The organism is Dyadobacter chenwenxiniae, assembly GCF_022869785.1.
Lineage (GTDB): Bacteria > Bacteroidota > Bacteroidia > Cytophagales > Spirosomataceae > Dyadobacter > Dyadobacter chenwenxiniae.
The window spans coordinates 114636-140416 of record NZ_CP094997.1; the positions used below are offsets into that span (position 1 = coordinate 114636).

Here is a 25781-nt window from a genome sequence, read left to right on the forward strand (position 1 = left end):
TTTAAATATCAATTACAATGGAAAATCAAATCGTTTTTGCAGCCAAAGCTGCTGCGTCAGTTAGTAAAGTTTTATATACCGGTAAAGTACACGTGACCGGTGGCCGTGAGGGCGCTGCCAAAAGTTCGGACGGACGTTTGGATATTAATCTTTCCTCGCCGGGAACTTCCGGCCAAGGCACGAATCCAGAACAATTGTTTGCTGCAGGCTGGTCTGCCTGTTTTCTCGGAGCGATTCAAATCAATGCGTCGACTTTAAAGATAAAGCTTCCTGTGGAAACGTCCGTAGATACCGAAGTGGACCTGGCAACCGGCGACGAAGGTTACGCATTACAGGCAAGGTTGCAGGTTAATCTTCCAGGTCTGTCGCAAGATGACGCCGCCAGCGTTGTGCAGGCCGCGCACCAGACGTGCCCGTATTCGAAGGCGACCAAAGGGAACATTAATGTGGAGATCACAGTAGCGATTTAACGTCAGCTGTTCCGGCGTAAAAATATTATAAGGTAAATAGCAAGTTGGTATCACGCATTATACTGGTATAATAGTGATACCAATCGCTGTTTACATTTGTCAGAAATAAATTCAAAAGACAATGGAAACTTTAAAGGGGAAAAAGGCCCTGGTAACAGGCGGAAATAGCGGTATCGGTTATGCTGCTGCAAAAGAATTGAAAGCCCAGGGAGCAGATGTAATCATTACGGGCAGGCGCGAAAATGTTATCCGGGAGGCTGCGAGCGAGCTTGGCGTGACTGGTTTAGTAAGTGACCAAGGCAAAGTTGCAGACATTGAAGCGCTGGTAAAACAAGTTAGTGAGCAGTTTGGCAAACTTGACATTTTGTTCATCAATGCAGGTGTGCTGGGCGGTGCAGGAATTGAAACGGCGACAGAAGTCGACTTTGATTATGTGATCGATGTAAATTTTAAAGGTGCCTATTTTACGCTTAGCAGATTCATTCCCATCCTGAATGACGGCGCTGCGGTTGTGTTTTTGTCATCGAATGTTGCCAGCATGAACGGAGCGAATTCTTCGATTTATACTTCTAGTAAGGCGGCATTGAATGCAGTCATGAAAATTGCGGCGATTGAACTGGCGCCGCGGAAGATCCGGGTGAATGCGATCAGTCCCGGCCCGACGCAAACTGAGATTTTAAATAAAATGGGCTTGGAGCCAGCAGCCCGCCTGGCATTAGACGACTGGATGATCGAGCGCATTCCGCTGAAAAGAATCGGAAGTGCCGACGATGTTGCTAAAATGGTAGCCTATTTCTCGGGAGACGCTTCGAGCTTTATCACAGGCGCAGAAATCGTAATGGATGGTGGAATGAGTCTTTGACCGTTTGGCTTAATTTAGCGCAACTTTGGAGCAAGCGCAGGTGCGAACCACCTGTGCTTTTTGCACGTTCAGGGAATGATTGGCACCAATAGAAGCAGCATAATGAATGAAGAACAGATCAGGAAAGCGGGAGAAATTCTGTCAGATCCGAGAAACCAGAAGCAGGAAGTTCAGGCATTGCAGGATACCATGTATGTTATTGGCGGCAAATGGCGACTTCTGATAATCAATTCAATATGCAACGGGAACAGGCGTTTTCGCGATATCCAGAGAAGCATTCCCGGTATTACAACGCGGATGTTGTCCAGGGAATTAAAGGATATGGAAGCTAATCAGCTGATCAAACGCACGGTCACCCCGGACTCTCCGGTGCTGGTTGAATATACTGAAACGGATTATTGCATGTCCTTTGGCGGGATCATTCTGGAAATGATCAGCTGGGGCAAACAGCACCGGGAAAAGGTAATGAGGAGTGAGAGTGAATGAATGCGTGAGTAATGTTTGCGGTTTTGATCTGTCTGATTCACCTTCGCTAATGTCTGTTTTACGATAGAGTTTGTCTGATACAGGGTTTTGCAACTAAGAGAAAGAAGTGTCCCGGTATACATTTGAGCTTTGGTAATCAGATAATTATATATGAAAATGAAAAAGCCTGGGTTAACATTTTACAGAGGTGCGGCGATCATGGTCATTGTGATCTTTGTGGGACTGCAAATGATTTCCCCTAACATTGAAAATCCGCCTGTGACCAGTGAGATTGCAGTTCCAGCCGAGGTGAAGCAGATATTGGAACGGGCGTGTTATGATTGTCATTCCAATGAAGCGAAAGTGGAATGGTTTGACAAGATCGCGCCGGCGTCCTTCCTGGTGGCGCATGATATTGATGAAGCACGTTCGCGGTTTAATTTTTCGGAATGGGACAAGAATCCGACGGCTGTGCAGGAGCTGCTGCTTTGGGAAATGGTGAATGCGATCGAGCAGGAGAAGATGCCTTTGAAACGTTACACGCTGGCACATTCGGGTGGTAAAGTAACCGCATCTGAACTGGCAGTTTTGAAACAATACGTGAACACACTTCCTGGAAGGCATAAAGTCGATACGGCCCGGATCGTTGCGCGAACTTCGGTGAATCAAAAAGCCTCAACTCAAAAAACGCCAGTTTCATTGAATAACATTCCCTATTCTTCGGACTACAAAAACTGGAAGATTATCAGCGTAACGGACAAATTCGACGGTGGCAGCATGCGGATCGTTTACGGAAACGACATTATGGTGAAGGCCATTGAAAAACGCCAGCTTCCTTTTCCCGACGGCGCGAGGATTGTAAAGGTTGTTTGGGGCAAACAGGCAGAGGATAAGGACGGAAATGTGCGGCCCGGCAACTTCCAAAATGCTCAATTCATGATCAAAGACAGCAAAAAATATAGCGCAACCGAAGGCTGGGGATTTGCCAAGTTCGATGGACTTGATCTAAAACCGGCAGGCAAAACCGTCCTGTTTGAGCAGACCTGCGCCAACTGCCATCGGCTGCTGGCCCCTGAAAATGACTTTGTATTCAACATTCCGACCAAATAAATCTCGAAAATGAAGGCGATAATTTCACTATATATTATTGCGCTGGCACTTTTTATAATGTCCTGCGACGATCACAACACCGCCAATCTTGCGCCGGAATATCTGTACGATGCCGGAAATCAGAAGGTGATCAAATCCATCCTTAATAACAAGAAAGGCACCATTGCGATGCTTTACGGTAATGACCTTGCGCTCCAAAGCGCTCATGATTCGCTGCCCAAGCCAAATATTGGCGCACATTATACACTGGTCACTTGGAAGCAAAAACCAATGCCGCAATGGTATGGAACAAATATGAATGGCGAGATTTATTCCATCGAAACATTGAAGATTGTAAAAAGAAATAAGACAGAACTTACTTTTGACTATGAATTCCAGATTGGGAAAGGCTATAAGCCTGCTGACTGGCAATCTGAAAAAAGCCAGCGGATTAGCTTTATAACCAGTCAGCGCGCGGCCATTTTCCCCTAGTAAACCCGAAATCACACATTCGATCCTACCGATTCTAAAATGGTAACACCATCAACATTGAAAGTTTCTAATACAATCATCTGGACGAGTTCCATTGTGATTGGAGTGCTTTCCTCGGTGCCGCAGCTTGCTTCGCACCGGTTTGTGCCTTTGGAAGCGGCCGTCAATGCGGGCATTACGGCTGCGTTTGCGGTGATAATGTGGTATTTCAATATTTACATGCTTTCACGGAAAAGCAACCGCCCGCAGGGTCAGCAGATATCCTATGCTAAATTGTTAAACTCACTGGCGTTTGGTCTCGTTATAATGTTTGGATTGGCTTACATTCAGCAGCTTATCCTTGCTCATATTGACTTCGGGCCTACCATGCTGATGGTAGAAGTACGGGGTATTCTGATCAACCTGGTATTTTATATGTTCCTCAATATGTTGCAACAGAACTATGAAAACCAACATGTGAGCATGGAATTGGAACGATTTCGGAACGATAATCTTAGCGCGCAATATGATCTTTTGAAACAGCAGGTGAATCCGCATTTCCTGTTTAATAGCCTGAATACACTTAAAGCAATGGTGGAAACAGGTGATCAGCAGTCGGTGGACTTCATACTAAAACTGGCTAACTTCTACCGCTATACGCTGGAAAGCCGCAAGCTGGACCTGATTCCTTTGAAAGAGGAAATGGAGATTTTAAATGCATATCTTTTTTTGCAAAAGGCCAGGTTTGAAGACGGCTTTATTTTTCAAAACAAGGTCGGGGATGCCTTTTTAGATACATTAATCCCTCCATTTACATTACAATTATTGGTCGAAAACTGTCTCAAACACAACATTGTATCACTCAGCCGCCCATTGCACATCCGCATTCTCTCGGAAGGTGACAGCATTGTTGTCGAAAACCAGGTTCAGCTGAGAAAGAACCAGGAAGATTCGCTGGGCGTGGGATTGAAAAATATTGAGCTCAAATACAGTCATTTATTGAACAAAAAGGTTGAGGTAATCGACGGCCAAAATCTATTTCAGGTTAGACTTCCCATCATTTATGAACATCGTAATCATTGAGGATGAGCTAAAAACAGCCAGATCCCTTGAAAACATCCTCCGGCAGCTACGTCCGCTCGCCAAAATCACCGGTCCATATCAGAGTGTCGAAGAAGCGGTTGAAGCGCTTTCGGCTGGGCCGCAGCCAGACCTGATTTTTATGGACATTCAGCTGGCCGACGGGCTAAGTTTTGAGATCTTTAAGTCTGTGGAGATTGTTTGTCCGGTCGTTTTTTGTACAGCCTTCGACGAATATTCTCTGGAAGCTTTCAAGCGAAACGGCGTAGATTATGTGCTGAAACCATTCTCGAAAGAGGACATTGCAGGCGCGCTCAGCAAAGTAGAAGACCTCAAAAATTTTTTCCAGCAAAAAGCAATTCCCGACCTGAGCGAGTTATTGAACAGAATGGCTCCACAAGCCGAGAAAACCAGTTTTCTGGTATTTAAACATCAAAAATATACAACCGTCCGAACCGAGCAAATTGCCTTTTTCTACATTCGGAATGAAACTTCGATGATCATGTGTTTCGATGGACAAGAATTTTCACTGAGCCAATCCATCGAGCAGATTGCGGCATCTGTGAGCCAAAAGCAGTTTTTCCGGGTGAACCGGCAGTATCTGGTCAACTTTTCGGCCATTAAGGAAATCGAGCATTATTTCATGCGGAAACTGTATGTCAAACTGGTCATAGAAACACCTGAGCAATTGCTGATCAATAAGGAAAAAGCGCCGTCGTTTCTTGCGTGGATGGAGAACCGCTAGCGATAAAGTTTTCAGGATTGCTGTGTCCGGTTGGCGGCTCCAATCGCCCTGTTCAACCCAGATCTTCTCGCTTTCTGCCGTGTGCAGCCATAAGTTTGGTTCATATTTAAAATCAAAATTTATGAAAACGAAAAACATTTTGGCCTTAGCAGCAGGCTTATTGTTCATGGCAAACTTTACCAACGGAGCCGTAAACCAACAACCAGCCGATGACAAAACAACAAAAGGCGACGGATTCGTGGTCCTGGAATTATTCACCTCCGAAGGCTGTTCGAGTTGCCCACGCGCCGACGAGTTGCTCGGCAATGTACAGAAGCAAGCTGGTGACAAACCGATCTACATCCTGGCTTACCACATTGATTATTGGGATCACCAGGGTTGGAGGGATATTTTTAGCAGCCCTGAAAATACCAAACGCCAATATTGGTACGCAGATAAGCTGAATGCGCAGGTTTACACGCCGCAGGTGATTGTCAACGGCAAAACCGAATTTGTCGGATCCGATGAGGCGGCTTTGACTAATGCCCTGCGAAATACGCTGCAAGGTTCCTCAGCCAGCACATTAAAATTAACCGGAAAACCAGAAGCAGGAAAAATGGCCATTACTTACCAGACGTCAGGAAGCAAGAATGTCGAGCTGATGATAGCAGCGGTTCAAAAAAATGCAGAGCGTCAAATCAAACGCGGCGAAAATGGTGGCCGTACACTGCGTCATGTTCAGATTGTGAGAAGGTTACAATCATTTAAATTGGAAAAGCCAGCAAATGGCCAAGTCAATATCACCCTGCCGAAAGACTTTACGGCAGCTGAATGGGAAGTAATTGGTTTTCTTCAGGATAAGGTAACAGGCGAAATTCACGCGGCTGATAAGGTGGTAAATGATATTTAAAGCATTTAGATTGTGGCACCGTCAATCCGCATGATGGTGCCACTGATGTAGTCGGCAAGGTCACCGACCGGGATATCGTGGCTCGAAAAACAATGTGGATCGCAACCGGGCTAACTCCATTAGGATTAACACCCACACTATAAATACTAAAGGTAAAGGCGCATGGCACACTTACATATGTCCAGAAAACCTTAACAATTCCTTCACCCAATCAGCAACTTCCAATACAGCACAAAAGCGTTACTTTGCCCCTACGATTTTTAGTCATAAACTTTGCCTCAGGCAAAATGTCTTGTTGATGGCAAGTGAATCAAAGGATGAGGTAACGCTCTGGAAAGAGCTACTGGCGGGAGATAAGGATGCTTATACGGCAATCTACGGATTGCATGTGAAGGCGATGTACCGCTATGGGATGAGCTTGGTTTCGATTTCCGAGGATTTTGTGCTGGATTGCATTCATGATGTATTTTTGGAGGTCTGGGTCAAAAGAGATCGGCTTGCCGTGCCCGATAACATCCGCTTATACCTGTTCGTTGCCCTTAAAAATAGGGTCCTGCATTTATTGAAGCGGCAAGAACGCCCTCAAATGTTCGTGGTTCAGGACAATTTCGAGGATCTTTGGTCCGATCCATCCGCAGAAGACATTCAAATCCAGAAGGAAGAGTCTGTGAATAATGAGGCCATGTTAAACCGCCTTGTCTTGCAACTTCCCCCGCGTCAGCAAGAGGCTATCCGGCTCCGTTTCGTTGAGAATATGGGTTACCAGGAGATCGGCCAGGTGCTCGACGTAAATACCCAATCAGCGAACAATCTGGTTTTCCGGGCCATTGAAAAACTTCGAGGTTGGATAATGCTGGCATTTTTGGTTTTTCAAGAAGGGCTTTTTTAAATAGATTGTCTCGTTCTTGAACAAGCTGATCTAAATTTTCCAAAATTTCTTCTTTCTACTGAGTATGAAAACAGCGTATCGGTTATCCCTGTGTAAAACAAGCATACAGTGGGTAGCACATATGAAGATTTTGGGCCGGTAGACTTCGTTACCGACGATCGTTTTCTGAAACATCAGCTTTCTCCAACAGTGGAGTCCGTGGCGTTTTGGGAAGAGTATCTCCGGAGTAATCCTCATAAGAACCCTGAATGGCAGCAAGCCCGGGAGCTGCTAAATGCAGTGTTGCTGGGGCTGACGAGCTATTCAAGAACATATCTTTCCGAACAAGAAGAGGCAAGGCTGCTGGATAAGATACTGAAAAGCACTGAGCAATACGATGCGGCTAATCAGGTAAAACCCTTGCGACAATACACCAGATGGTACTTACTTGCTGCCGCCGTTGTTGCCCTGGCTATTGTTGCTACCGGTTATCTGTTCTGGCAACCGAAAGGTTTTAGTAAATCAACTTACGACGACACTATTGCTCTACTTGAGAATAATTCAAAGGTTACCAGGCACCGTAATAGGTCATCGAAACCGGAGCTTTATCAATTACCGGATAGCTCGTCGGTATTGCTGGATCCCCAGAGCGAGATCAGTTTCGCCTCGGAATATAATCGTGAAAATCGTTGTGTGTATCTGTCAGGGAAAGCCATCCTTGATGTGGTTCCTGACGCAAGCAAGCCATTTTATGTATATGCGAATGAGGTTGTTACCAAAGTATTGGGTACAAAATTCGAAGTAATCGCTTTCCACGACGGTTCAGATGTGACTGTGCGGGTATTAAGCGGAAAAGTTACCGTATATCAAAGCAGTCATAAAACAAAAGAATCAACGGACGCACCAAAAAAATCAACTGTTTTATTGCTCCCCAATCAATTCGTCGTGTTTGACAGGAAGGCAGAGCTGTTCGACAGTAAAGGGCTGGTAGAATATCCTGTTTCGCTGCCCAATGTAAAGTCTTTGCCCAAATTCGAATATGAAGATGATTTTGCAGTCCAATTTTTCGATGACATAACAAATGCCTATGGGGTAAATGTCGTCTACGATCATGAAACATTAAAGAAATGCCAGTTTTCAGCTGCTTTCTCCAATCAAAGCCTTCGGGAAATGCTGGATGTTGTATGTAAGACTATTGGAGCGTCCTACGAAATTATCGATGCCCAGGTCATTATCAGCACCACCGGATGTAAACAATAATCCTAAACCCTACCAATTTTCCTGCTTCATCTTTCATCACCATTCCTACTTCTATGAAAACTTAGCCACATTCCCGCCTTCTAAAGCAACATGGCCAATGATGCTTGCTCCATCATTGGCCCTTGTTAATCCCTGACATCCCGGAGAGGTTGTAAGGAGATCTATTATCCGAATTTTCCAAACGAATAACTGAATTAAAAGTATGAAACAACTTAGACATATACTAATCCACTATATGAAATTATCGTTGGTTCAGGTTGTACTGGCGTTGACATTTATGGGTGCTTCCTGGGCCAATAATCTATCCGCTCAGGAGCTTTTGAATCGCCGCATTAGCCTTGACCTGACAGACGTGAAACTAAAACCAGCTCTAAAAGAACTGGAAAAGGTTGCTAATGTGCGTTTTTCCTACACGCCACAAATTGGTCAGTCACAACAGGCTATTACGTTAAAAGCGACCAATGCGATGCTTGGACAAGTGCTGGAAAAGCTTTTTACGCCCATGAATATACGCTACGAGGTCAGCGGCAAGCATGTCATCCTCTCGCGTGATACCCCAGGCGCTTCACCGGTAAAGGTGGAAGTGCAGGAATCGCCCGCGCTCAACTTTATTCCTTTAAAAGGTAAGGTTGTCGATGAAAAAGGAGTTGCGCTTGCCGGGGTTAGCATTCTGCTTCAGGGTACGACCAGGGGGACTCTCACCGACGCGGATGGTGAATTCACCTTCGAGACTTCGGAAACAGTGGGAACACTGGTGTTCAGCTTTGTGGGTTTTGTTTCAAAAGAGGTTGCCATTGCAGGAAGAACCTATTTTGATGTCACGCTGGAACAATCGGCAAATGCATTAAACGAACAGGTTGTAGTAGGTTATGGTGCTCAAAAAAGAATAAACATGACCGGCGCAGTAGCGTCCATTACCTCAGACGATATACAGGAAGGTCAGTTTCTCAATACGGCATCGCTCATGCAAGGAAGACTTCCCGGCCTGAAAGTCACTCAAAACTCCGGTGCACCGGGTGCAGAGGGAATCAATTTGCAGATCCGGGGAGTGGGCACATTTAGTGGTGCCGGTGTTAATCCGCTCGTCATCATCGACGGGGTTGCCGGGGGCGATATCAATAGCGTAAATCCAGAAAGTATTGAGAGCATATCCGTGCTCAAAGATGCCGCATCCGCTGCGATATATGGCGCAAGGGCTGCAAATGGCGTGATACTGGTCACAACCAAGACAGGAACAAAAACGGATAAAACTACCTTTGATTACCACATTAACACTGCGCTACATTCGCCGACAAAATACCCGGATTTAATCTGGAACTCAGTGGAATACATGGAGTTGTGGAATGAAGCGATTGCCAACTTCGGAACTGGTGGCTCCCCATATACGAAAGAGCAAATCGATGCATACAGAAACCCTGCAAACCCGGACCAGTTTCCTAATTACAATTGGCTGGATAAAATGTTCGATACGAAAGTGGTCACCAACCAGACGCTTTCGTTTACTGGAAATCGGGGGGCAACCAATTTCTTCGGACAAGCCGCCTACCTGGATCAGCCGGGGACCTTCAAAGGTTACAGTATGAAACGGACGTCCATGCAATTTAATATGGATACCAGGTTGAGCAAAGTACTCCTCTTCGGAACCAAGCTGGGGCTCGTCCTTAAAAACCGAACTTCTCCTTCCGGTGACAGCGGTGGCGATGGCGTAGACCCGTTATTATCCACCATGGCCCAGAGACCTACATTTGGTGCAGTGCTTGCAGATGGCAGCGGGCGTTATGCATCTCGGGGATATCCTAATGAGACGATCGGGAATAAGAATCCATGGTTGGTTGCCAATGAGGCTTTAAATAAAATCAAAAGTCAGGATTATCGGTTGCAGGCCTATCTTAAATTAACGCCGATTAAGTCGCTCGATATTACGGGGAGTGTCGCGGCTGCGGGAACGATGGCTGAAAGCAGGTACATGGCCACCAAAATATCGACCTATAATTTTGTCACGGGAGCACCATCAGGTAGCTTCGGAAACAACAATTATGAACAGACCCAGGCCAAGAATAACCTGACCACAGCCAATCTCTACGGAAATTATACAAAAGACCTTGGAGACCACAACCTTAATGCTACACTCGGAACGAGCTATGAAACCTTCAAAGTGAGCACCTTGGGCGGTACCCGTATAAACTACATTACAAGTGCGCTTACAGAGCTGGATGCCGGCCCGGCAGCAGGTCAAAGTAACAGGGGGAATTCAAGTGAATGGGCATTGCTTTCATACTTTGGACGATTGGCATACAGTTTCAAGAATCGTTATCTCTTGGAGGTCAATGCCCGATATGACGGATCATCACGCTTTTCAGCGGCGAACCGGTGGGGATTTTTTCCTTCATTCTCCGGTGGATGGAATGTCGCCGAGGAAGATTTCTTCAAATCAGACTGGCTCAACGAACTCAAATTAAGAGGCTCCTGGGGAAGTCTGGGTAACCAGGAAATTAGTTACTATCCTTACCAATCCCTTTTGGCGGTAACAACCGGCTATCCATTCGATAACACACTTTCATCAGGTGTGAGAAAAACAGAATTAAATAATTCCGGGATCAGTTGGGAGAAAACAACCGTAACGGATTTTGGTATCGATGCCGAGTTCTTTAAGAGAAAGTTTAGACTTACCATCGACTATTTCGATAAGAGAACATCAAATATTTTAAGAAGGGCCGACATTCCTCTTGAAATAGGTTACACCGCACCTTTGATCAATGACGGAGTGATGATTAACAGAGGCATGGAACTTGGCGTAGATTTCAGGAATAAAATTGGCCGCGAACTATCTTATAATATTGGCGGGACAATCTCCGCGTACAGGAACAAACTAGCCAGATATGGTTCTGTAACCTATGGTCAAAATTTCATAAACCGCGAAGGGGATCCCTTCCAAACTTATTACCTGTGGCAAGTGCAGGGCATTTTTCAAAGCCGGGAAGAAATCGACCAGGCTGCCAAGCAAGCAAATAATCCGTCACCGGGTGACCTGCGTTACATAGATCAAAATGGGGACGGCGTGATTAACACCAGCGATAAAGTTACCATGGACGGCCGCCATCCCGACTTTGAATATGCAGCAAATCTTGGATTGAAGTTTAGAGGCTTTTCCCTGAGCACGATGTTCTACGGGGTGCAAGGAGCTAAATATTACACAGGCCAATGGGGCTATGAACCTTTCAGGCAGGGATCTCCGCCGCCGGTAAGATGGCGCGACAGATGGACGCCGGAAAATCCAAACACGACTGTGCCCAAACTGTACATCGATAGCAATAAAGCTAGTTCAGAACCCTCAGATTTCTGGCTTGAAAATGCCTCATATATAAGGTTAAGGAGCCTTGATATCAGCTATGATTTTATGCCGAACAAGTTATCCGTTCTGGGTCTCTCCGGGCTGACCGTCTATCTGTCGGGCCAGAACATGTTTACTTTGACAAAATTCACTGGTTTCGATCCTGAACGCAGCGGCGACGGGGGCCGTGGCGGTGTTCGCTATCCACAAAACAAAGTTTATTCACTAGGGCTGAAAGTTAGGTTTTAACCAAGTCATACAAAACACAAAAAACTATGATCCGGTATATAAAAAACAACATCGTATTCTGTTGCCGTAAATTTTTTCCTGCACTTATTTTAGCGTTCCTGTCCATCGGGTGCAGCGAAGACTTTTTGAATAAAAATTCACTCACACAGCTTTCATCGGATACATTTTGGAAAAGTGAGGAGGATGTGAAAAGCGCTTTGGCCGGTGTTTACGGACAACTTCAATTCAATAAGCTCTCATGGATGACGCCCTCCCTTTCAACATTATCTGACGAAGCGGATAGAGGCGAGTATGAAGGATTTGCTCAGGGGGTCATTGAACCGACCAGCGCCGACGTCACTGCCGTATACAATTCGTTGTACCAGACATTGGCGAGTTGTAATGATTTTCTGGCCAACATCGAGCAAGTAGCAATGGCTGATCAGGATCGGGCCAGATATGTCTCGGAGGTGAAATTCATTCGTGCCCTGACAAATTTTCGACTGACCCAGTATTTTGGTGATGCTGTACTTGCCATGGAACCGCTGGCCCTTGAAAACGGCAAACGGCCGAAGAGCAAGAAGGAGGAAATTTTTGCAGCAGTGATCGCCGACCTGGACGATGCGATCGGAGGTCTTCCTGACATTGCTTACAACGGACACGCTGTGAGGGGAACTGCTTACGCCATGAAAGGCAAAGTTCTCCTATATATGAAAGACTACGCTGGTGCCGTAACCGCATTCAAGGGAGTGTCGAACACCCACTTTTCGCTCAGCAACAACTTAAAGGATGTTTTTATCGACGGTACTCAGGAGAAGTCGCCAGAGATTCTGTTTTCTATCCGTTTTTTGGCACCCAATAACTTACAGGATCCGCGTTGGGGAGTTGACGTCTGGTACGGAAGAGGGGAACGCGCTATTCCATTGCAATCATTTGTAGATGAATTTCCTAGTAGTGATGGATTAAGCATTTCGCAATCACCGCTTTATGACCCGAAGAAACCATTTGCGAATCGTGACCCCAGATTGGATGTTTCGGTACTTTATCCCGGAAAACCATGGCCCGGTTATGCAAATGGATTTCAACCAAGTGCAGGAGCAGGAACGCCTAACGGTCTGATCATCGAAAAATTCCTGAACAAAAGTAAATTTCCTGCGCAGGAATACTCCGTCAATCCCAGTGAACAGGATTGGGTAGAGATCCGCTATGCAGATGTCTTGCTCATGTATGCCGAAGCTTTGAACGAAACTGCCGGACCAGTAAAGGAGGTTTATGACGCTGTAAATGCGATTAGATCAAGACCTAGTACGCATATGCCGCCAATACAACAGGGGTTAACCAAAGATCAGATGAGAGAAACTATTCGCTACGAAAGGAAAATAGAACTGGCGTTTGAGGGGCAGCGGTATTTTGATCTTAAAAGATGGGGAATCATAGAGGATGTTGTCCCCAAAGTAAAGAATGTTCTTGGAAAAAATAAGGTTTTTCTTCCTCATCACTATTTGTGGCCTATTCCCGAAGCGGCGCTTAACAATAATGATCTTCTCGAACAAAATCCTGGATATTAGGCGGCATTCGATTACGTATATGTATAACCGTGAAGAATGCTTTCCATCCATCAATCCATAATCACAATGAGAATAATCTTTAATTTGCTACTTACGATTACGTTAAGTGCAGGAGCAGCTTTTGCCCAAAATAAAGTTACCGGTTTTATCTATAATGATGCAAACAAAAACCGCAAAAAGGAAGCTTCGGAAAAAGGAATTCCCAATGTCGCCATTACCAATGGTATAAACGTGACCGTGACCGATGCCAAAGGTAAATACGTGCTGCCGATATGGGATGATGCGATTGTTTCTGTAATAAAGCCATCCGGCTTCGCCGTGCCGCTCAATGAATACAATCAGCCACAATTTTTTTATGTACATAATCCAAAAGGCTCGCCTTCATCCAAGTACAAAGGGATTGCACCGACAGGCCCGCTGCCCAAATCGGTGGACTTCGCATTGGTTTCAAGCAGCGAGCAGGACCGCTTCCGGGCTTTAATTTTTGGCGATCCGCAAGTTCTGGATGAGCGTGAAGTGGGCTATTTCGAAAAAGGAATTGTGTCGGAGGTATTAAATGTAAAAGATGTTGCATTCGGGCTTACCCTGGGAGATCTGGCCGGTAACGATTTAGCCTTGCATAAGCCCTACATAAAATCAGTGAGTAAAGTGGGCGTTCCCTGGTATAATGTCATGGGGAACCATGATATGAATAGCGACGCCAAGGCGGATAGCCTCACTGACGAAACTTTCACGGCCAATTTTGGGCCTGCCAATTATGCCTATAATTATGGGAGGGCCCATTTCCTGATACTGGAAGACAATCTTTATCCTGATCCCGGCCATAAAGGTTTCCGGGGTGGATTGACAGAAAGTCAATTCAAATTTGTTGAAAACGACCTTAAATTGGTTGATACCAGCAAGCTGGTGGTGATGGCCTTCCATGTGCCGCTTCAAAACGGCTACCCCGGTTCATACAGGGAGGAAGACCGGGATCACCTGTTCCGGATTCTTGAAAAATACCCGCATGTTCTGGTTTTGTCAGCGCATTCGCACAACCAGCGGCAGGAGTTATATGGCAAGGAATATGGTTGGACTAATGAAAAACGGTTGTACGAGTACAATGTTGGGACCACCTGTGGCAATTGGTGGTCGGGCAAAGTGAATGAGCAAGGGGTCATCGAATCCGATATGAGCGATGGCACGCCCAAAGGTTATTCCTATCTGAATATTAATGGAAACCAATATACAGCCGACTATAAAGTCGCCGGGATGCCTGCCAGTTATCAGATCAACTTATATCATCGTAAAGTCATGAATGATGTTTGGTGGGAAGGCCGTGGACACATTTATGCCAACTTCTTTATGGGCCACAAAGACAGCAAGGTGGAATATCGTATTGATGACCAGCCCTGGAAACCTATGAAGTTCGTTGGTGGTGCCGATCCTGCATTCGTTGCAAAGGGAGCTGAATGGGATACTGCCGATACGCTCATGCGTGGGCGTCGGCCGACCGAGGCAGGCAACTGCACCCACCTCTGGAACGCGCCGCTGCCTGAAAATATTGGTTTGGGCGAGCACAAGATCGAAGTGAGGGCAACCGATGTATTTGGCCGTACATTCACCCAGACCAGTTCTTATCGCATTGAAAAACCAAAGTGGTAATCGGCGTATCGAACACAGAATGCTCACAAGCTTAGCTCGATTGGGATACAGAGCGATAAAGTATATTGTCAATGCCGAACACCAGTTCGGCATTGACAATATACTTTAGGCTCAACAAGATTTCAAGTACTTGGAATCGATGGTGCTCATAAGGCGATGCTGATGGCAGCGATTGCCTTTAAAATTAGAAAATATATGAAGTGTCACACCAGGAAGGTGGCTGAAAATGCCCCCAAAAGACAAAACGGTTCCTGCATATAGCGCGCTACCTGAAATTCAATTCATCATCCGGTAATCATTCGGCGTAACGCCTGCTTTTTGTTTGAATAAACGGGTGAAATGCTGCGGGTATTTAAAGCCCAATTCGTAGGCAATTTCACTCACGGATTTACCTTTGTCAAACACTCTCTCTTTGGCAATATCTATCACTTTTGACTGAATGTATTCCTGAGCAGATCTGCCGGTTTCTTTCTTCACCAGGTCACCAAAATAGTTGGGTGATAAATGCAGGGCTTCCGCGCAATAAGCTACGGAAGGTAAGCCTTCGTTCTGCGGTTTATCGGACGAAAAATAGCCATTCAATAAGTATTCAAACCGTTCCAGAATTCCTTTGTTTGCATTATCGCGCGTAATGAACTGGCGGTCGTAAAAACGGATGCAGTAATTGAGCAGCAACTCGATGTTGGATGCAATCAGTCCTTTGCTGTGCTTGTCTATATTTTGATCGAGTTCATACTCGATTTTTGAGAAGCAATCAATCACAATACTCTTTTCTTTATCCGACAGGTGAAGCGCTTCACTTACATCATAGGAAAAGAAAGAATAATCCTGAATGTGTTTGCCCAGGGGAGTGCCGTTTATCAGGTCAGGATGAAAGAGCAATACCCAGCCTTTCGGGGTTAATGGTTCCACACCGGGTTCCACACCTAACACCTGTCCGGGCGCTACAAATACCAGACTTCCTTCCTGGTAGTCATAGTGACTTCTTCCATAGCGTAATTGGGCAGAGTTCAGCTCTTTCAGACCCACCGCATACAAACCAAAATTGAATGACTTGGCGGGAATTGGTTGCGCTTTCGAGATGTCAATCACCGCAACCAGGGGATGTTTGGTCGTCATGCCCCGCATGGCATTGTATTGGGTAATGCTGTCAATTCGTACTATCTCTTCCATACCTTATTCTTTTTTCAATACAAAATTACAGGTTCTGTTAAGCCTTTATCATACCGGCTATCCCAATCAGTGATATTGGTAGGAAAACCCGTAATCTATATACAAATCAGCTTGCACCTCCTCCACAATTTTGCAGAAACAAAATCTTAGAAAATGAAAACTCGACAATTAGGAACCTCAGGATTAGAAGTGTCTGAACTTGGTTTCGGATGCATGGGATTAAGCCATGGTTACGCCAACCAGCCGGACCGGAATGAAGCCATTCGCGTGTTACGCGACGCCGTAGAACAGGGTATCACTTTCTTTGATACTGCAGAGGTATATGGCCCTTACACCAACGAGGACATTGTGGGAGAGGCTTTGGAACCGTTCAAGGGCAAGGTGGTAATCGCCACCAAATTTGGATTCAAGAATGGATCAAACGCTGAACTCGATAGTCGCCCGGAGACCATCCGCAATGTGGTGGACGCATCACTCAAGCGCCTGCGCATCGATACGATCGATCTCCTTTACCAGCATCGTGTGGATCCGACCGTTCCCATGGAGGATGTGGCTGGCACTGTGAAGGATCTCATTGCCTCGGGTAAGGTAAAGCGCTTCGGGCTATCAGAGGCTGGGGTCGAAAACATCCGTAAAGCCCACGCCGAGCAACCTGTGACGGTGCTGCAGAGCGAGTACTCCCTGTGGTGGCGAGAACCGGAAGAAAAGGTCTTTCCTGTGCTTGAAGAATTGGGCATTGGCTTCGTTCCGTTCAGCCCACTAGGCAGAGGCTTTCTGACCGGCAAAATGAATGCCGACACGCGTTTTGAGAAAGAGGATGGCCGGAGTTACTTCCCACGTTTTCAGAAAGAAAACATGGAAGCTAATCAAGCCTTTGTAGATGTTCTTGACCGCGTTGCGAAGGAGAAGGGAGCCTCTACCGCGCAGGTGGCGCTGGCCTGGATCCTGGCACAGAAGCCGTGGATCGTTCCGATCCCCGGTACCACGAAATCGGAACGCGTGAAGGAAAATATCGGCGCTGCGGCATTGGAGCTTTCTTCCACGGAGCTAAGCACGATCACCCAGGGCGCAGATCGCATCGAAGCCAAGGGCGGCCGGTATCCGGAAGATTTGGACAAGGCGATAGACCGGAAAGCTTAGAGGATTGTGCGATTGATCTGAGGGCGATTTCCATCGGGACCGGTAGCCGGCTCTTTTCGTAGAGCCGGTGCCGTAAACCCGTTATCTTATTAAAATTTATAAAGCTCGCCTTTCCCTTTGAAAGAACTTTTGACTTAGGGAACAATCCAACGGTTTACGGTATTGTATTTTCCTTCCAATACAATCTTGAAGAAGCCTGACCGGTATTTAGAAATGTCCATTTCTAATTTTTCATTAGTCACCGGAACTTCGTCAATTAAGTGGTAAATGTCGCGGCCTCCTTCTTTGAAATGATTGGTGGTCGTTAACCATATTTTAACCTTCCCCTCCTTATTGACAGATTTCCAGGTGATGTCAATCTTATCTGCACCCTTTTTGACGGTTGGATTAGTAACAGACAGCTTTCCGGTAAACGGTACACCGTCCACTTCAAATGCTTGCTCTTTCGGGAATGAAATATCCATGTGCCGCGCGATGGTGGGCATAATATCGACGATTCCCGGCGCGTCGGCTTCGGTAGCTGGTTTGAAGTTCTGGTTCAGATCCTTCGCATTGGTCACAATCCATGTGCTCCGCTCGCGATCTGTCTGGCCGCCGTGGTCTTTTCCCGATTTCGGGTCGCGGCCGTGGTCTGTGGTAATTACGATCAGCCAATCTTCATTAAAGTCTTTTTCACGCACCTGAATTGCCTTCCACAACCGCCCCATTTGGTCGTCCATCATTTTAATGGCATTGTGAAATTGCTCGCTGTCACCATATTTGTGTCCCATATCGTCGGTGAATTCGAGGTAAACCCAGGATAAATCAGGCGCATCGGAAGCAATGTAAGAAGCAGCCTCGTCTACTACTTTTTCGTCAATTTTATGAATGTATTGAGACTGTTTATCATGCGGAAAATGAATGGTATCCAGCTCAAAACCGTCGAAAGGGTAATCAATGCGCAGCTTATTGGTTTGCGGCAGCCCGTCGCCCACGAGTTTTGTCCGGTTATCGAGCCAGGTTGAGAATAAAGCGCTTCGTTTTTGCGGGTATTGTTCCTCGAAAAAACGGAAAATCGTCCAATAGTTATAATTAGGGTCTTTGATATAATTGTCCCAAACATTATGCTTGTTGGTCCAGGTGCCGGTGAGCAGACAATTGTACCCCACTGCCGAAATGGTCGGTGACTGGGAATAGGTGCTCTTTTCCCCGCCAACATGCGCCCGGCTGTATCCGCCGGCTTTGGAAATGGCATCCAGATTAGGCTTGGAGACTTTTTCGATCACGTCTGCCGAAATCCCGTCGACAATCACAAATAAGGTCTTCTTGGTTTTGTTTTGGGCAAAAACATTCAAAGGCAGGGTCATGCAGCCCAATGCAATAAAGATGAATGGCAAAAAGGGTTTTTTCATGCTTTCGGAAATCAGGGTTGGTACTTCAATTGTTGTATTTAAAAGCTATCCGCGCTAGTAAGCATGGGGATAGTAAGTATTGGTCACTGTTCCGTCCTCAAACAGTCGGAGTATAGCAAAGCCGGGCGGCGTTTCCTGGTAGTAATTGGGTGCGGCTGATTCGGCATCGCCTTTTCCCCACCAAAAACCGCTTACTGCTCCATTGCAGCAATATTGCACACCATTGTAAAAAGTGCTATCCTGCAAATGCTGGTGCCCGCTCAGGCAGATCTTCACCTTGTCTTTATGTTTGTAGAAAAGCGCTTTGAGCTTCTTGAAATCCGAATGTCCGCCACCGACCAGCATCGGTGTGGCGCCGAGAATAGGGTAGTGGGACATCACTACCACCGGTGTGTTGGCAGGCAGCTTTTCCAAATCATCTTTCAGCCAGGTGAATTGCTCCTCATCCAGCGAAATATTGGCGTTATTGCCATCCAGCATGATAAAATGCCAGCCCTTTTTGGTGATACTGTAATACCGGCCCGGTGTTCCGAGTCTTTTAACCACATAGTCTTTCCCATACATTTCGTCCTGTTCCGAGGGGGCCGCCCACCAGGGATCATGATTTCCAATGCAGCTATGTACCTCAAAGCCTTTCAGCGATACGGTGCACTCGTCCCAGAGTTTCCAGTATTCAAGCATTTGCTCGCGCGTAACATCCTTATAATCTGCGGCATGTATCGAATCGCCACCATTCAGGAAAAAGTCTACATGGTGCTTTTTTACATCTTCCAGGCACCTTTTAAACCTTGCAGGTGCATCATCGCCTGCGCGTATGTGCACGTCGGTGATGTGGGCGACCGTCAGGACGGGTTTCTTTTTGGAAGATTCAGCCAATTGGGAAACCGGGGCCGCTGTTGCCGCCCCGGTCACAAGTCCCGCGTTTTTTATCCAGTTTCTTCTGTTCATTACTTTGTTCGGGTATACCTTATTTCCAGCCGAATACCTGTTTCAATTCAGGGTTAAGCAGCATTTGTGTCTGCGGGATGGGACGATAGTAATATTTTGGTTCTTCAAATTTCCTCACTGCTGTTTCAGTAACCATTGTACCACCAGATAACCCATTTTTCAGGTAAACCGTCACGTCCTCTCCGATTGCACCTGTTTTATAATAGATCAATACAACACCCAGACTGTTTTTCTCTTTGGAGGCTTCCGCCGGGATCGCGGTATTTTTATTGATCAGAATAATGTCATCGATGCCATCACCAGTCAGATCGTATTTTCCCGGTCCTTTAAAATACATCCCTTCCGGTATTTTTGTCAACAACGCACCGGCATGCCACCGCATCAGATCATTGAACCGCAGGTTTTCAAAAGCAAATTCCACCCTTCTTTCTCTTCTGATTTCCAGTAGCACGCCTCTGTTGGCAGCAGCTACATTAGGATATTTTCCAACCAAAACAGGATCTGGTTTTGCATTGGCCGCAGCGAGGTTCAGGTCGGGCATACCAACCCTTTTTCTTAATAAATTCACTGAAATATCCAGGTCGGCCTGGGTCAATGTACCCAACTCGGCTTTGGCTTCTGCGTAAGTCAGCAGTACCTCGGCGTAGCGGTAGGCAGGGAAATCTGCACTGTTCTGTATATTATTATCAGTGGTATTCATGTAGCCTTTCAGCTGATGGTATCCCGTGAAATTCTTGTTAAGCCTCTGAATGTAAGGCGTAGCATCCGGTAATCTAACCCACCCTGGATAAACCATGGTCTGGCTCAATCGGGGATCCCTGTTTGCGAATTCCTTTACAAAACCAAACTCCTGATAACCTGCAGTGTTTGTAAATGGCGTTCCGTCCTTCATCAGGTAACTCTGTATCAGGTCACGCGAAGGCGCCTGTTCGTAATCTCCGAAAACGGAACTATTCACGCTGCCTTCTTTCTTTTTGTTCTGATCATAAACATTGGTCACGATAACTTCCGGATTACTTAGCAGGTCCTGACTGGCAAAGAGCGTAGCATAATCCTGCTGAGGTTTCCCCGTTGAATAAATAGAGAACTTCCCGGACTTGATGATGGCCTCTGATGTAGTTGCTGCCACTTCCAGGAACCGGTTTGCCGTGCCCCGCAGATTGAGTTCCGTATGGTATTTTCTGTAAGTGCCTTCAAACAAAGCCGCCCTCGCATATTCTGTCATGACTGCCCATTTTCCAGGTGTGCCCGAAGGTACGCTCTCACGCACATTCTCGCTGGCAAATGCGAGGTCGGCCATTACGCTATCCATCACTAGTGCGCGCGGATCCTGTGTCTTGTACAATTCCTTATCGCCCGGATTCAATGTTTTGGAATACCAGGGAACATCCGAAAAACGCGCCACTTTGTCCAGATAAAACTGTGCACGATAATAGCGGGCAAGTCCCACATAATGTGCTTTCGCCTGCGAAGATGTGGCTGCTTTGTTATAGTTATCCAGGAAATAGTTAACATTTCGAAGGCGTTCCCAATCCCAACCTCCTTCAATGGTCTGCGAGCTGGGCGTGCCGGTCATGATCACCTTCACTTCCACGGCACCAGTTGTAGTAGCATTGTCCGTGCTTTGGTCGTTGAGGTAAGAGCTGGTGCCGGGTAATGAAACCAGTCCGTTGATATACAAAGCAAGGTCTTCCTCTGTGTTGAAAAAAGCTTCGGGCGCAATGGAGCTTTGCGGTAGACGTTCAAGGAAATCCTCGTTACAGGCGCTGGCAGCGACCATTAACAAGGCGGATAATATAAGGTTCTTTTTCATGATCAGTTATTTGGGAAGTGAGGGATCAGAATTCTACATTTAGACCGACGGCAAATTTTCTCTGGAATGGATAAGCCCAGCCATTTTCGTCGTTAATGGATTCAGGATCAACGTACTTTTTGATTTTGGAAAACTCAAACATATTCTCGCCCGAAACAAAGATCCGGAAGCGGCTGATACCGTGTTTTTCCAGCAATGAGGCAGGCAGCGAATAGCCGACCGTTACATTCTTAATGCGGAGGTAGGCGGCGCTGAGCAAATACTTGGTTTGTGGAATATCCAGCCCGGAGCCGAAGTTCGCATCAGCCAGCCAGGATTGCAGCACAGGATAGGAAGAATCGAGGTTCGCATCGGCCAGCCCGGCTTTGATATAGGATGCCGAATGTTTGGCCCTATCCTGTTCCGATTCGGCTGCACCGCGGTAATAATCCAGGTTCCACGGATAAATGTTGGCGTAAGGTTGCTGATATGGTCCCCAGAAAAGGTAATGATGCGGGTAGTAATCTGCTTTTCCTACACCCTGAAGAAATGCTGCGACGTCAAACCCATTCCAATCAGCACTCAGGTTGAAACCAATGCGGTAGCGTGCTGTTGTATTTCCGATCACAGACATATCTTTCGGGTCTTTTTGTGACAATCCCTGGGTAATCCTTCCGTCCCCGTCAAGGTCTTTGTATTTCGGCCAGCCGGGAACGATTGAAAGTGCGCCCCAGGGAATAATGTCGGTTTCATCCAGTTTGCTTATTTCATCCTCATTCTTGAAAAGTCCATCATTCGTCAATCCCCATATCTCGCCAATTTCCTGTCCTACGCGGTAGGAAGAGAACAATTGCTGCTCATTCTTAAAGCGGGTAATGCGGGATTTTGAATCGGAAATAATGACTTTTGCATTGAAAGACAGGGGCTTGGCGCCTACATTGTAAGAATCGTTAAAGCCCAGCGTAAATTCCCAGCCTTTGGTACGCAGGTCGGCTGCATTCTGCGCAGGAACGCGTGTTCCCAGCACGCCCGGCAATTCCTGCCCGGCCGTGAGCATATCTTTGGTATCGCGGATGTAATAGTCGAAGGCGAAAGTTAATCTGTCTTTCAGCACACCCAAATCAGCTCCGAAGTTGACCGTTGATACCCTTTCCCAGGTATAATTTCTAGGGTCTATAAAAAGAGAAGGAGCCCTGCCAATCACGGTTTGTTGTCCCCCATTGATCAGGTAACTCGATAAGCCTGTCGGCAGTGTTTGCCGGAAACTGTAATAACCAACATTTTGATTACCTAAGTCTCCGTAAGAAGCACGCAGTTTAAGCGTTGGGATAAATGGCAGGGCGTCCTTGATAAAGGATTCGGAGCTGGCGATCCAGGCTGCGGATACGGAAGGGAAAAATCCCCAGCGGTTACTGGCCGGGAAGCGCGACGAGCCGTCATAACGTCCGTTTACTTCCAGAATATAGCGGTCTTTCAACGTATAATTGATCCGGCCAAAAAAGCTCCTGGTTGCGTAAGATGTATCCGTTGCACTTGCAAATGCATCTCCGCTTGTAAGGCCGAGGTAGGGTAAAGATGATGAAATTAAAGTGTTTCTCTGTGCCTTTACCGTTGCATAATCGTACATTTCCTGGTTGTATCCGCCTAATATGCTGATCCTACTTATGCCAAATGTCTTGGTATAATTTGCAAAAAGATCGAGCACATTATTGACCAGCGTTCCATTGGTTTCCGTCACCGATCCGCTGCCGCCTTCTGTCCGTATATCATTCGGCCCAAAGCCGATCCGGAATTGCCGGCTGTCGACATGTTCCTTCCATGATTCCCTTTTGAAGCTGGCCGAACCAGTTACCGTCAGGTCACCATTGAGCGCAGTTACTATTCCTCTGAAAATATTCTGGAAACCGAACATATCCTGCCTGTTTTTTCCTCCGTCAGTCAGTTTCGCTGCCAGTCGGCCTGCTTTCGTATTAGCCCAGGATCCGTCGGGGTTTTTAGCGACGTCTGTAGGCTGCAGGTAATACAGGTCAGTAATGTTTGTACTCGGTATCGCCCTTTCGGTTTTATAGATTGAGAGGTTATTGTCGAATTTCAGCCATTTAAGCGGAGAAAAGTCAAGCCTCACGCGGGACGAATACCTGTTCCAGTAATCGTCGGCAATTTTGTTAAGCCCGTTTTCCTTATTGTAATCTGCGGAAACATAATAGCCCACTACCTTATCATTCCCTGTTTTGGCGCTGCCTGTCAGGGAAACACTATGGTTTTGAGATAGACTTTGTTTATTAAAAAAGTAGTCGTACCAATTGTTATTACCCATATAAGCCCAGCGCGTAGGATCATTGGGATCCAGGCGGGTATCTTCCACTGACGGGTCCTCCGAGCGTTGCTTGGCCCATTGATAATGTGCATCCGAATAATTGACATAATCCCAGGGCGTATTATCAGTCGAGGTTTCAAGGACACGTGAATAGATATAAGGGTCGGTTACGGGCTCGGGAAGTACAGTGGAGCGTCCCCATGAAAAGAAATTGTTGTAACTGATCGATTGCTTTCCTTTTCCGCCTTGCTTGGTCGTAATTAGTACAACTCCAAAAGCGGCCCTGGCACCGTAAATGGCCGAAGAGGCAGCATCCCTTAGCACTGAAAAACTGGCAATGTCGGAAGGGTTAAGCCGGAGTAGGTCACTGCTGCTCGAGGCCGCAATACCATCGATCACAAACAAAGGCTCCCCGCCGTTGATGGAAGTAAACCCACGAATGTTGAATTTGGGTGTCGTTCCCGGCGCGCCGCCGCTGTACGTAATGTTCAGTCCCGGGCTGATTCCCTGCAGACCCTGCATTACATTGGCAATCGGCCGTGCTTCGAATTGTTTGCCCGAAATCTGGTCCACCGCACCGGTAATGTTAACTTTCTTTTCGGTACCATAGCCAATTACCACCATTTCTTCCAGGTTGGCCGCATCCTGCTGCAAGGCTACTGAGATCTCCCTGCGACCACGAATAGGCTCTTCCAGGGTTTTGTACCCAATAAAAGAAAACACCAGAATCGCATGTTCGGGCACGGAGGACAGAGAATACCTTCCTTTCTGGTCGGTTGTGGTCCCGCTTTGTGTGCCTTTCACCAACACGTTTACACCGGGGAGCAATTCGTTGCCATCCCTAACCTCGCCCGCCACGCTGACGCTTTGTGCCTTGGCGGCGTTCACGTACCCCGCGAGCATTGTAAGGCAGAAAATGGAATAAAGCAACCTTCTTATGTACTGATACTTCTGTAAACCTCCCATCATTATTTATTATTTAGAGTTAAAAGGAATATTCGGAGTTATTCTGGGTACAAATGTCACCTTCTTATATTACCGGAATATTAACAAAAGGTTACCAGGCTGTAAACATAAATTAATTGAACGTTCATTCAATTTATACGAAAAACGAATTTATGATTTTGTCCCAAAATCTCTTATATTGCTCCTATATTTTTTTTACGACCGCGTACCCGATGGGAAGAAAAAGCCTCAAAGAAGCCAGGCAGAAGGAAATCATCAAGGAGTTTTATAAGCTCGCCAAAAAGGAGGGCATCGAGAATACCTCGATCGCCAAGATCGCCAAGAAGATGGACATCAATCCCAGCCTGATCATCCATTACTTCCAGACACGGGAAGACCTGGTATACGGGCTGATCGAATATATCCTGGATAAATATCAGCTGATCTACAAGGTAAGCACCAAAAAACCGCTGGATTCAAGGGCAGCATTGCTTGAAATCATGGATAACATTTTTTCAAAAAAGTGGAACACCCTTTTTGATGACGGGCTTTTTTACAGTTGTTATTCCCTCACTTTCCGGGAATCGAAGGCCAGGAATATGTATAAAAAGTTGTTGGATTCCCTTCGGGAAGCGCTGGGCAACCATATCAGGCAATGCAGGGAGGAAGGTGTTTTGCTAGCAGACAATGTGGAAGCTGTGGCAGATAACATTTTTATTCTGGTCGACGGCGCCTATTTCTACCTGAGTCTGGTCAGCGATAAAAACGAGTATGAAGAAAAGCTCCGCAAATACAAGGAGCAGGCGATCGAGCTGCTATGTCTTTCGGAAGTGAGGACCCTATCTGTTTGACCGCTTTGAAAATCGTTTGATAACGGCAAATAGCCCGATGACGAGCCAAATGGAATTAACCGCAAGGTTGGGGTTGTCGGCATGGTAGTAGGAATCAACGATCAGGCCAGCCGCACCCAGCATATTCAGAAAATGAAAATTGTAGCCGCTGGATTTTAGAATCCCAGCTGTGAGCAGCAGATAAGCCAGCACATAAAAGATGGCGCCTGCCCAGCCAATTGTTTCAATCCAGGTTGCTTGGTTCATAATAAGGT

The 25781-nt window shown here is 46.4% G+C and carries 21 protein-coding genes; 15 read left to right on the forward strand and 6 right to left on the reverse strand.

All coding sequences use genetic code 11. The annotated features are described in order from the left end of the window. Positions 1-17 precede the first annotated feature (17 nt). The 13 genes from MUK70_RS00455 to MUK70_RS00515 all read left to right on the forward strand — a co-directional run bounded on the left by MUK70_RS00455 (position 18) and on the right by MUK70_RS00515 (position 14970). The gene (locus MUK70_RS00455) at positions 18-470 is read left to right on the forward strand and encodes an organic hydroperoxide resistance protein (RefSeq protein ID WP_234656723.1); all 453 of its coding nucleotides are present in this window, start codon (positions 18-20) and stop codon (positions 468-470) included. 121 nt (positions 471-591) lie between these two features. Further along, a complete protein-coding gene (locus MUK70_RS00460) occupies positions 592-1332 on the forward strand; it encodes an SDR family oxidoreductase (protein ID WP_234656724.1) in 741 nt (246 codons plus the stop codon). Positions 1333-1434: 102 nt separating this feature from the next. Beyond that, positions 1435-1818, forward strand: a complete 384-nt coding sequence (locus MUK70_RS00465; RefSeq protein WP_234607214.1) for a winged helix-turn-helix transcriptional regulator — start codon at positions 1435-1437, stop codon at positions 1816-1818. A 156-nt stretch (positions 1819-1974) separates the two neighbouring features. After that, positions 1975-2907: a heme-binding domain-containing protein gene (locus tag MUK70_RS00470; protein ID WP_244784603.1), complete on the forward strand. Its 933-nt coding sequence runs from the start codon at positions 1975-1977 to the stop codon at positions 2905-2907. 9 nt (positions 2908-2916) lie between these two features. After that, positions 2917-3378 carry a hypothetical protein gene (locus tag MUK70_RS00475; protein WP_234656726.1) on the forward strand — a complete coding sequence of 154 codons (462 nt, stop codon included), beginning with the start codon at positions 2917-2919 and terminating at the stop codon, positions 3376-3378. A gap of 39 nt (positions 3379-3417) precedes the next feature. Beyond that, the gene (locus MUK70_RS00480; RefSeq protein WP_234656727.1) at positions 3418-4440 is read left to right on the forward strand and encodes a sensor histidine kinase; all 1023 of its coding nucleotides are present in this window, start codon (positions 3418-3420) and stop codon (positions 4438-4440) included. Next, positions 4421-5182: a LytR/AlgR family response regulator transcription factor gene (locus MUK70_RS00485; protein WP_234607218.1), complete on the forward strand. Its 762-nt coding sequence runs from the start codon at positions 4421-4423 to the stop codon at positions 5180-5182. The genes MUK70_RS00480 and MUK70_RS00485 overlap by 20 nt, the downstream gene beginning before the upstream one ends. A gap of 121 nt (positions 5183-5303) precedes the next feature. Beyond that, positions 5304-6071, forward strand: a complete 768-nt coding sequence (locus MUK70_RS00490; RefSeq protein ID WP_234656728.1) for a DUF1223 domain-containing protein — start codon at positions 5304-5306, stop codon at positions 6069-6071. A gap of 298 nt (positions 6072-6369) precedes the next feature. Then, entirely contained in the window at positions 6370-6960 is a 591-nt protein-coding gene (locus MUK70_RS00495) for an RNA polymerase sigma factor (protein ID WP_234656729.1), read from the forward strand. Between the two features lie 108 nt (positions 6961-7068). Further along, positions 7069-8199, forward strand: a complete 1131-nt coding sequence (locus MUK70_RS00500) for a FecR family protein (RefSeq protein ID WP_234656730.1) — start codon at positions 7069-7071, stop codon at positions 8197-8199. A 235-nt stretch (positions 8200-8434) separates the two neighbouring features. Then, a complete protein-coding gene (locus MUK70_RS00505) occupies positions 8435-11779 on the forward strand; it encodes a TonB-dependent receptor (RefSeq protein WP_234656731.1) in 3345 nt (1114 codons plus the stop codon). Positions 11780-11805: 26 nt separating this feature from the next. Then, positions 11806-13326 (forward strand): RagB/SusD family nutrient uptake outer membrane protein, encoded by a 1521-nt coding sequence (locus MUK70_RS00510; RefSeq protein ID WP_234656732.1) that lies wholly within the window; start codon positions 11806-11808, stop codon positions 13324-13326. A gap of 66 nt (positions 13327-13392) precedes the next feature. Further along, positions 13393-14970, forward strand: a complete 1578-nt coding sequence (locus MUK70_RS00515) for a calcineurin-like phosphoesterase C-terminal domain-containing protein (protein ID WP_234656733.1) — start codon at positions 13393-13395, stop codon at positions 14968-14970. Positions 14971-15246: 276 nt separating this feature from the next. Here MUK70_RS00515 and MUK70_RS00520 read toward each other — a convergent pair whose 3' ends face one another. After that, on the reverse strand, positions 15247-16143 hold the full coding sequence (locus MUK70_RS00520) for a helix-turn-helix domain-containing protein (protein WP_234656734.1): 897 nt from the start codon (positions 16141-16143) through the stop codon (positions 15247-15249). 153 nt (positions 16144-16296) lie between these two features. Here MUK70_RS00520 and MUK70_RS00525 point away from each other — a divergent pair, with 153 nt between their 5' ends. Further along, entirely contained in the window at positions 16297-17283 is a 987-nt protein-coding gene (locus MUK70_RS00525) for an aldo/keto reductase (RefSeq protein ID WP_234656735.1), read from the forward strand. A gap of 134 nt (positions 17284-17417) precedes the next feature. On the opposite strand, the gene MUK70_RS00530 is transcribed toward MUK70_RS00525, so the two are convergent. From MUK70_RS00530 to MUK70_RS00545, 4 genes are read right to left on the reverse strand one after another with little or no spacing between them, the layout of a single operon-like run. Next, positions 17418-18674, reverse strand: a complete 1257-nt coding sequence (locus tag MUK70_RS00530; RefSeq protein WP_234656736.1) for an alkaline phosphatase family protein — start codon at positions 18672-18674, stop codon at positions 17418-17420. A 54-nt stretch (positions 18675-18728) separates the two neighbouring features. Further along, on the reverse strand, positions 18729-19622 hold the full coding sequence (locus MUK70_RS00535) for a metallophosphoesterase family protein (RefSeq protein WP_234656737.1): 894 nt from the start codon (positions 19620-19622) through the stop codon (positions 18729-18731). Between the two features lie 19 nt (positions 19623-19641). After that, positions 19642-21435 (reverse strand): RagB/SusD family nutrient uptake outer membrane protein, encoded by a 1794-nt coding sequence (locus tag MUK70_RS00540; protein ID WP_234656738.1) that lies wholly within the window; start codon positions 21433-21435, stop codon positions 19642-19644. Positions 21436-21460: 25 nt separating this feature from the next. Further along, positions 21461-24700, reverse strand: coding sequence for a SusC/RagA family TonB-linked outer membrane protein (locus MUK70_RS00545; protein WP_234656739.1), 3240 nt, complete (start codon positions 24698-24700; stop codon positions 21461-21463). Between the two features lie 209 nt (positions 24701-24909). Between MUK70_RS00545 and MUK70_RS00550 the strand changes: the two genes are divergently transcribed. Then, on the forward strand, positions 24910-25527 hold the full coding sequence (locus MUK70_RS00550; RefSeq protein WP_234656740.1) for a TetR family transcriptional regulator: 618 nt from the start codon (positions 24910-24912) through the stop codon (positions 25525-25527). Here the strand turns inward: MUK70_RS00550 and MUK70_RS00555 are convergent. Beyond that, positions 25516-25773 carry a CBU_0592 family membrane protein gene (locus MUK70_RS00555; protein WP_234656741.1) on the reverse strand — a complete coding sequence of 86 codons (258 nt, stop codon included), beginning with the start codon at positions 25771-25773 and terminating at the stop codon, positions 25516-25518. The two genes, MUK70_RS00550 and MUK70_RS00555, sit on opposite strands and share 12 nt — an antisense overlap. Between the last annotated feature and the right edge of the window lie 8 nt (positions 25774-25781).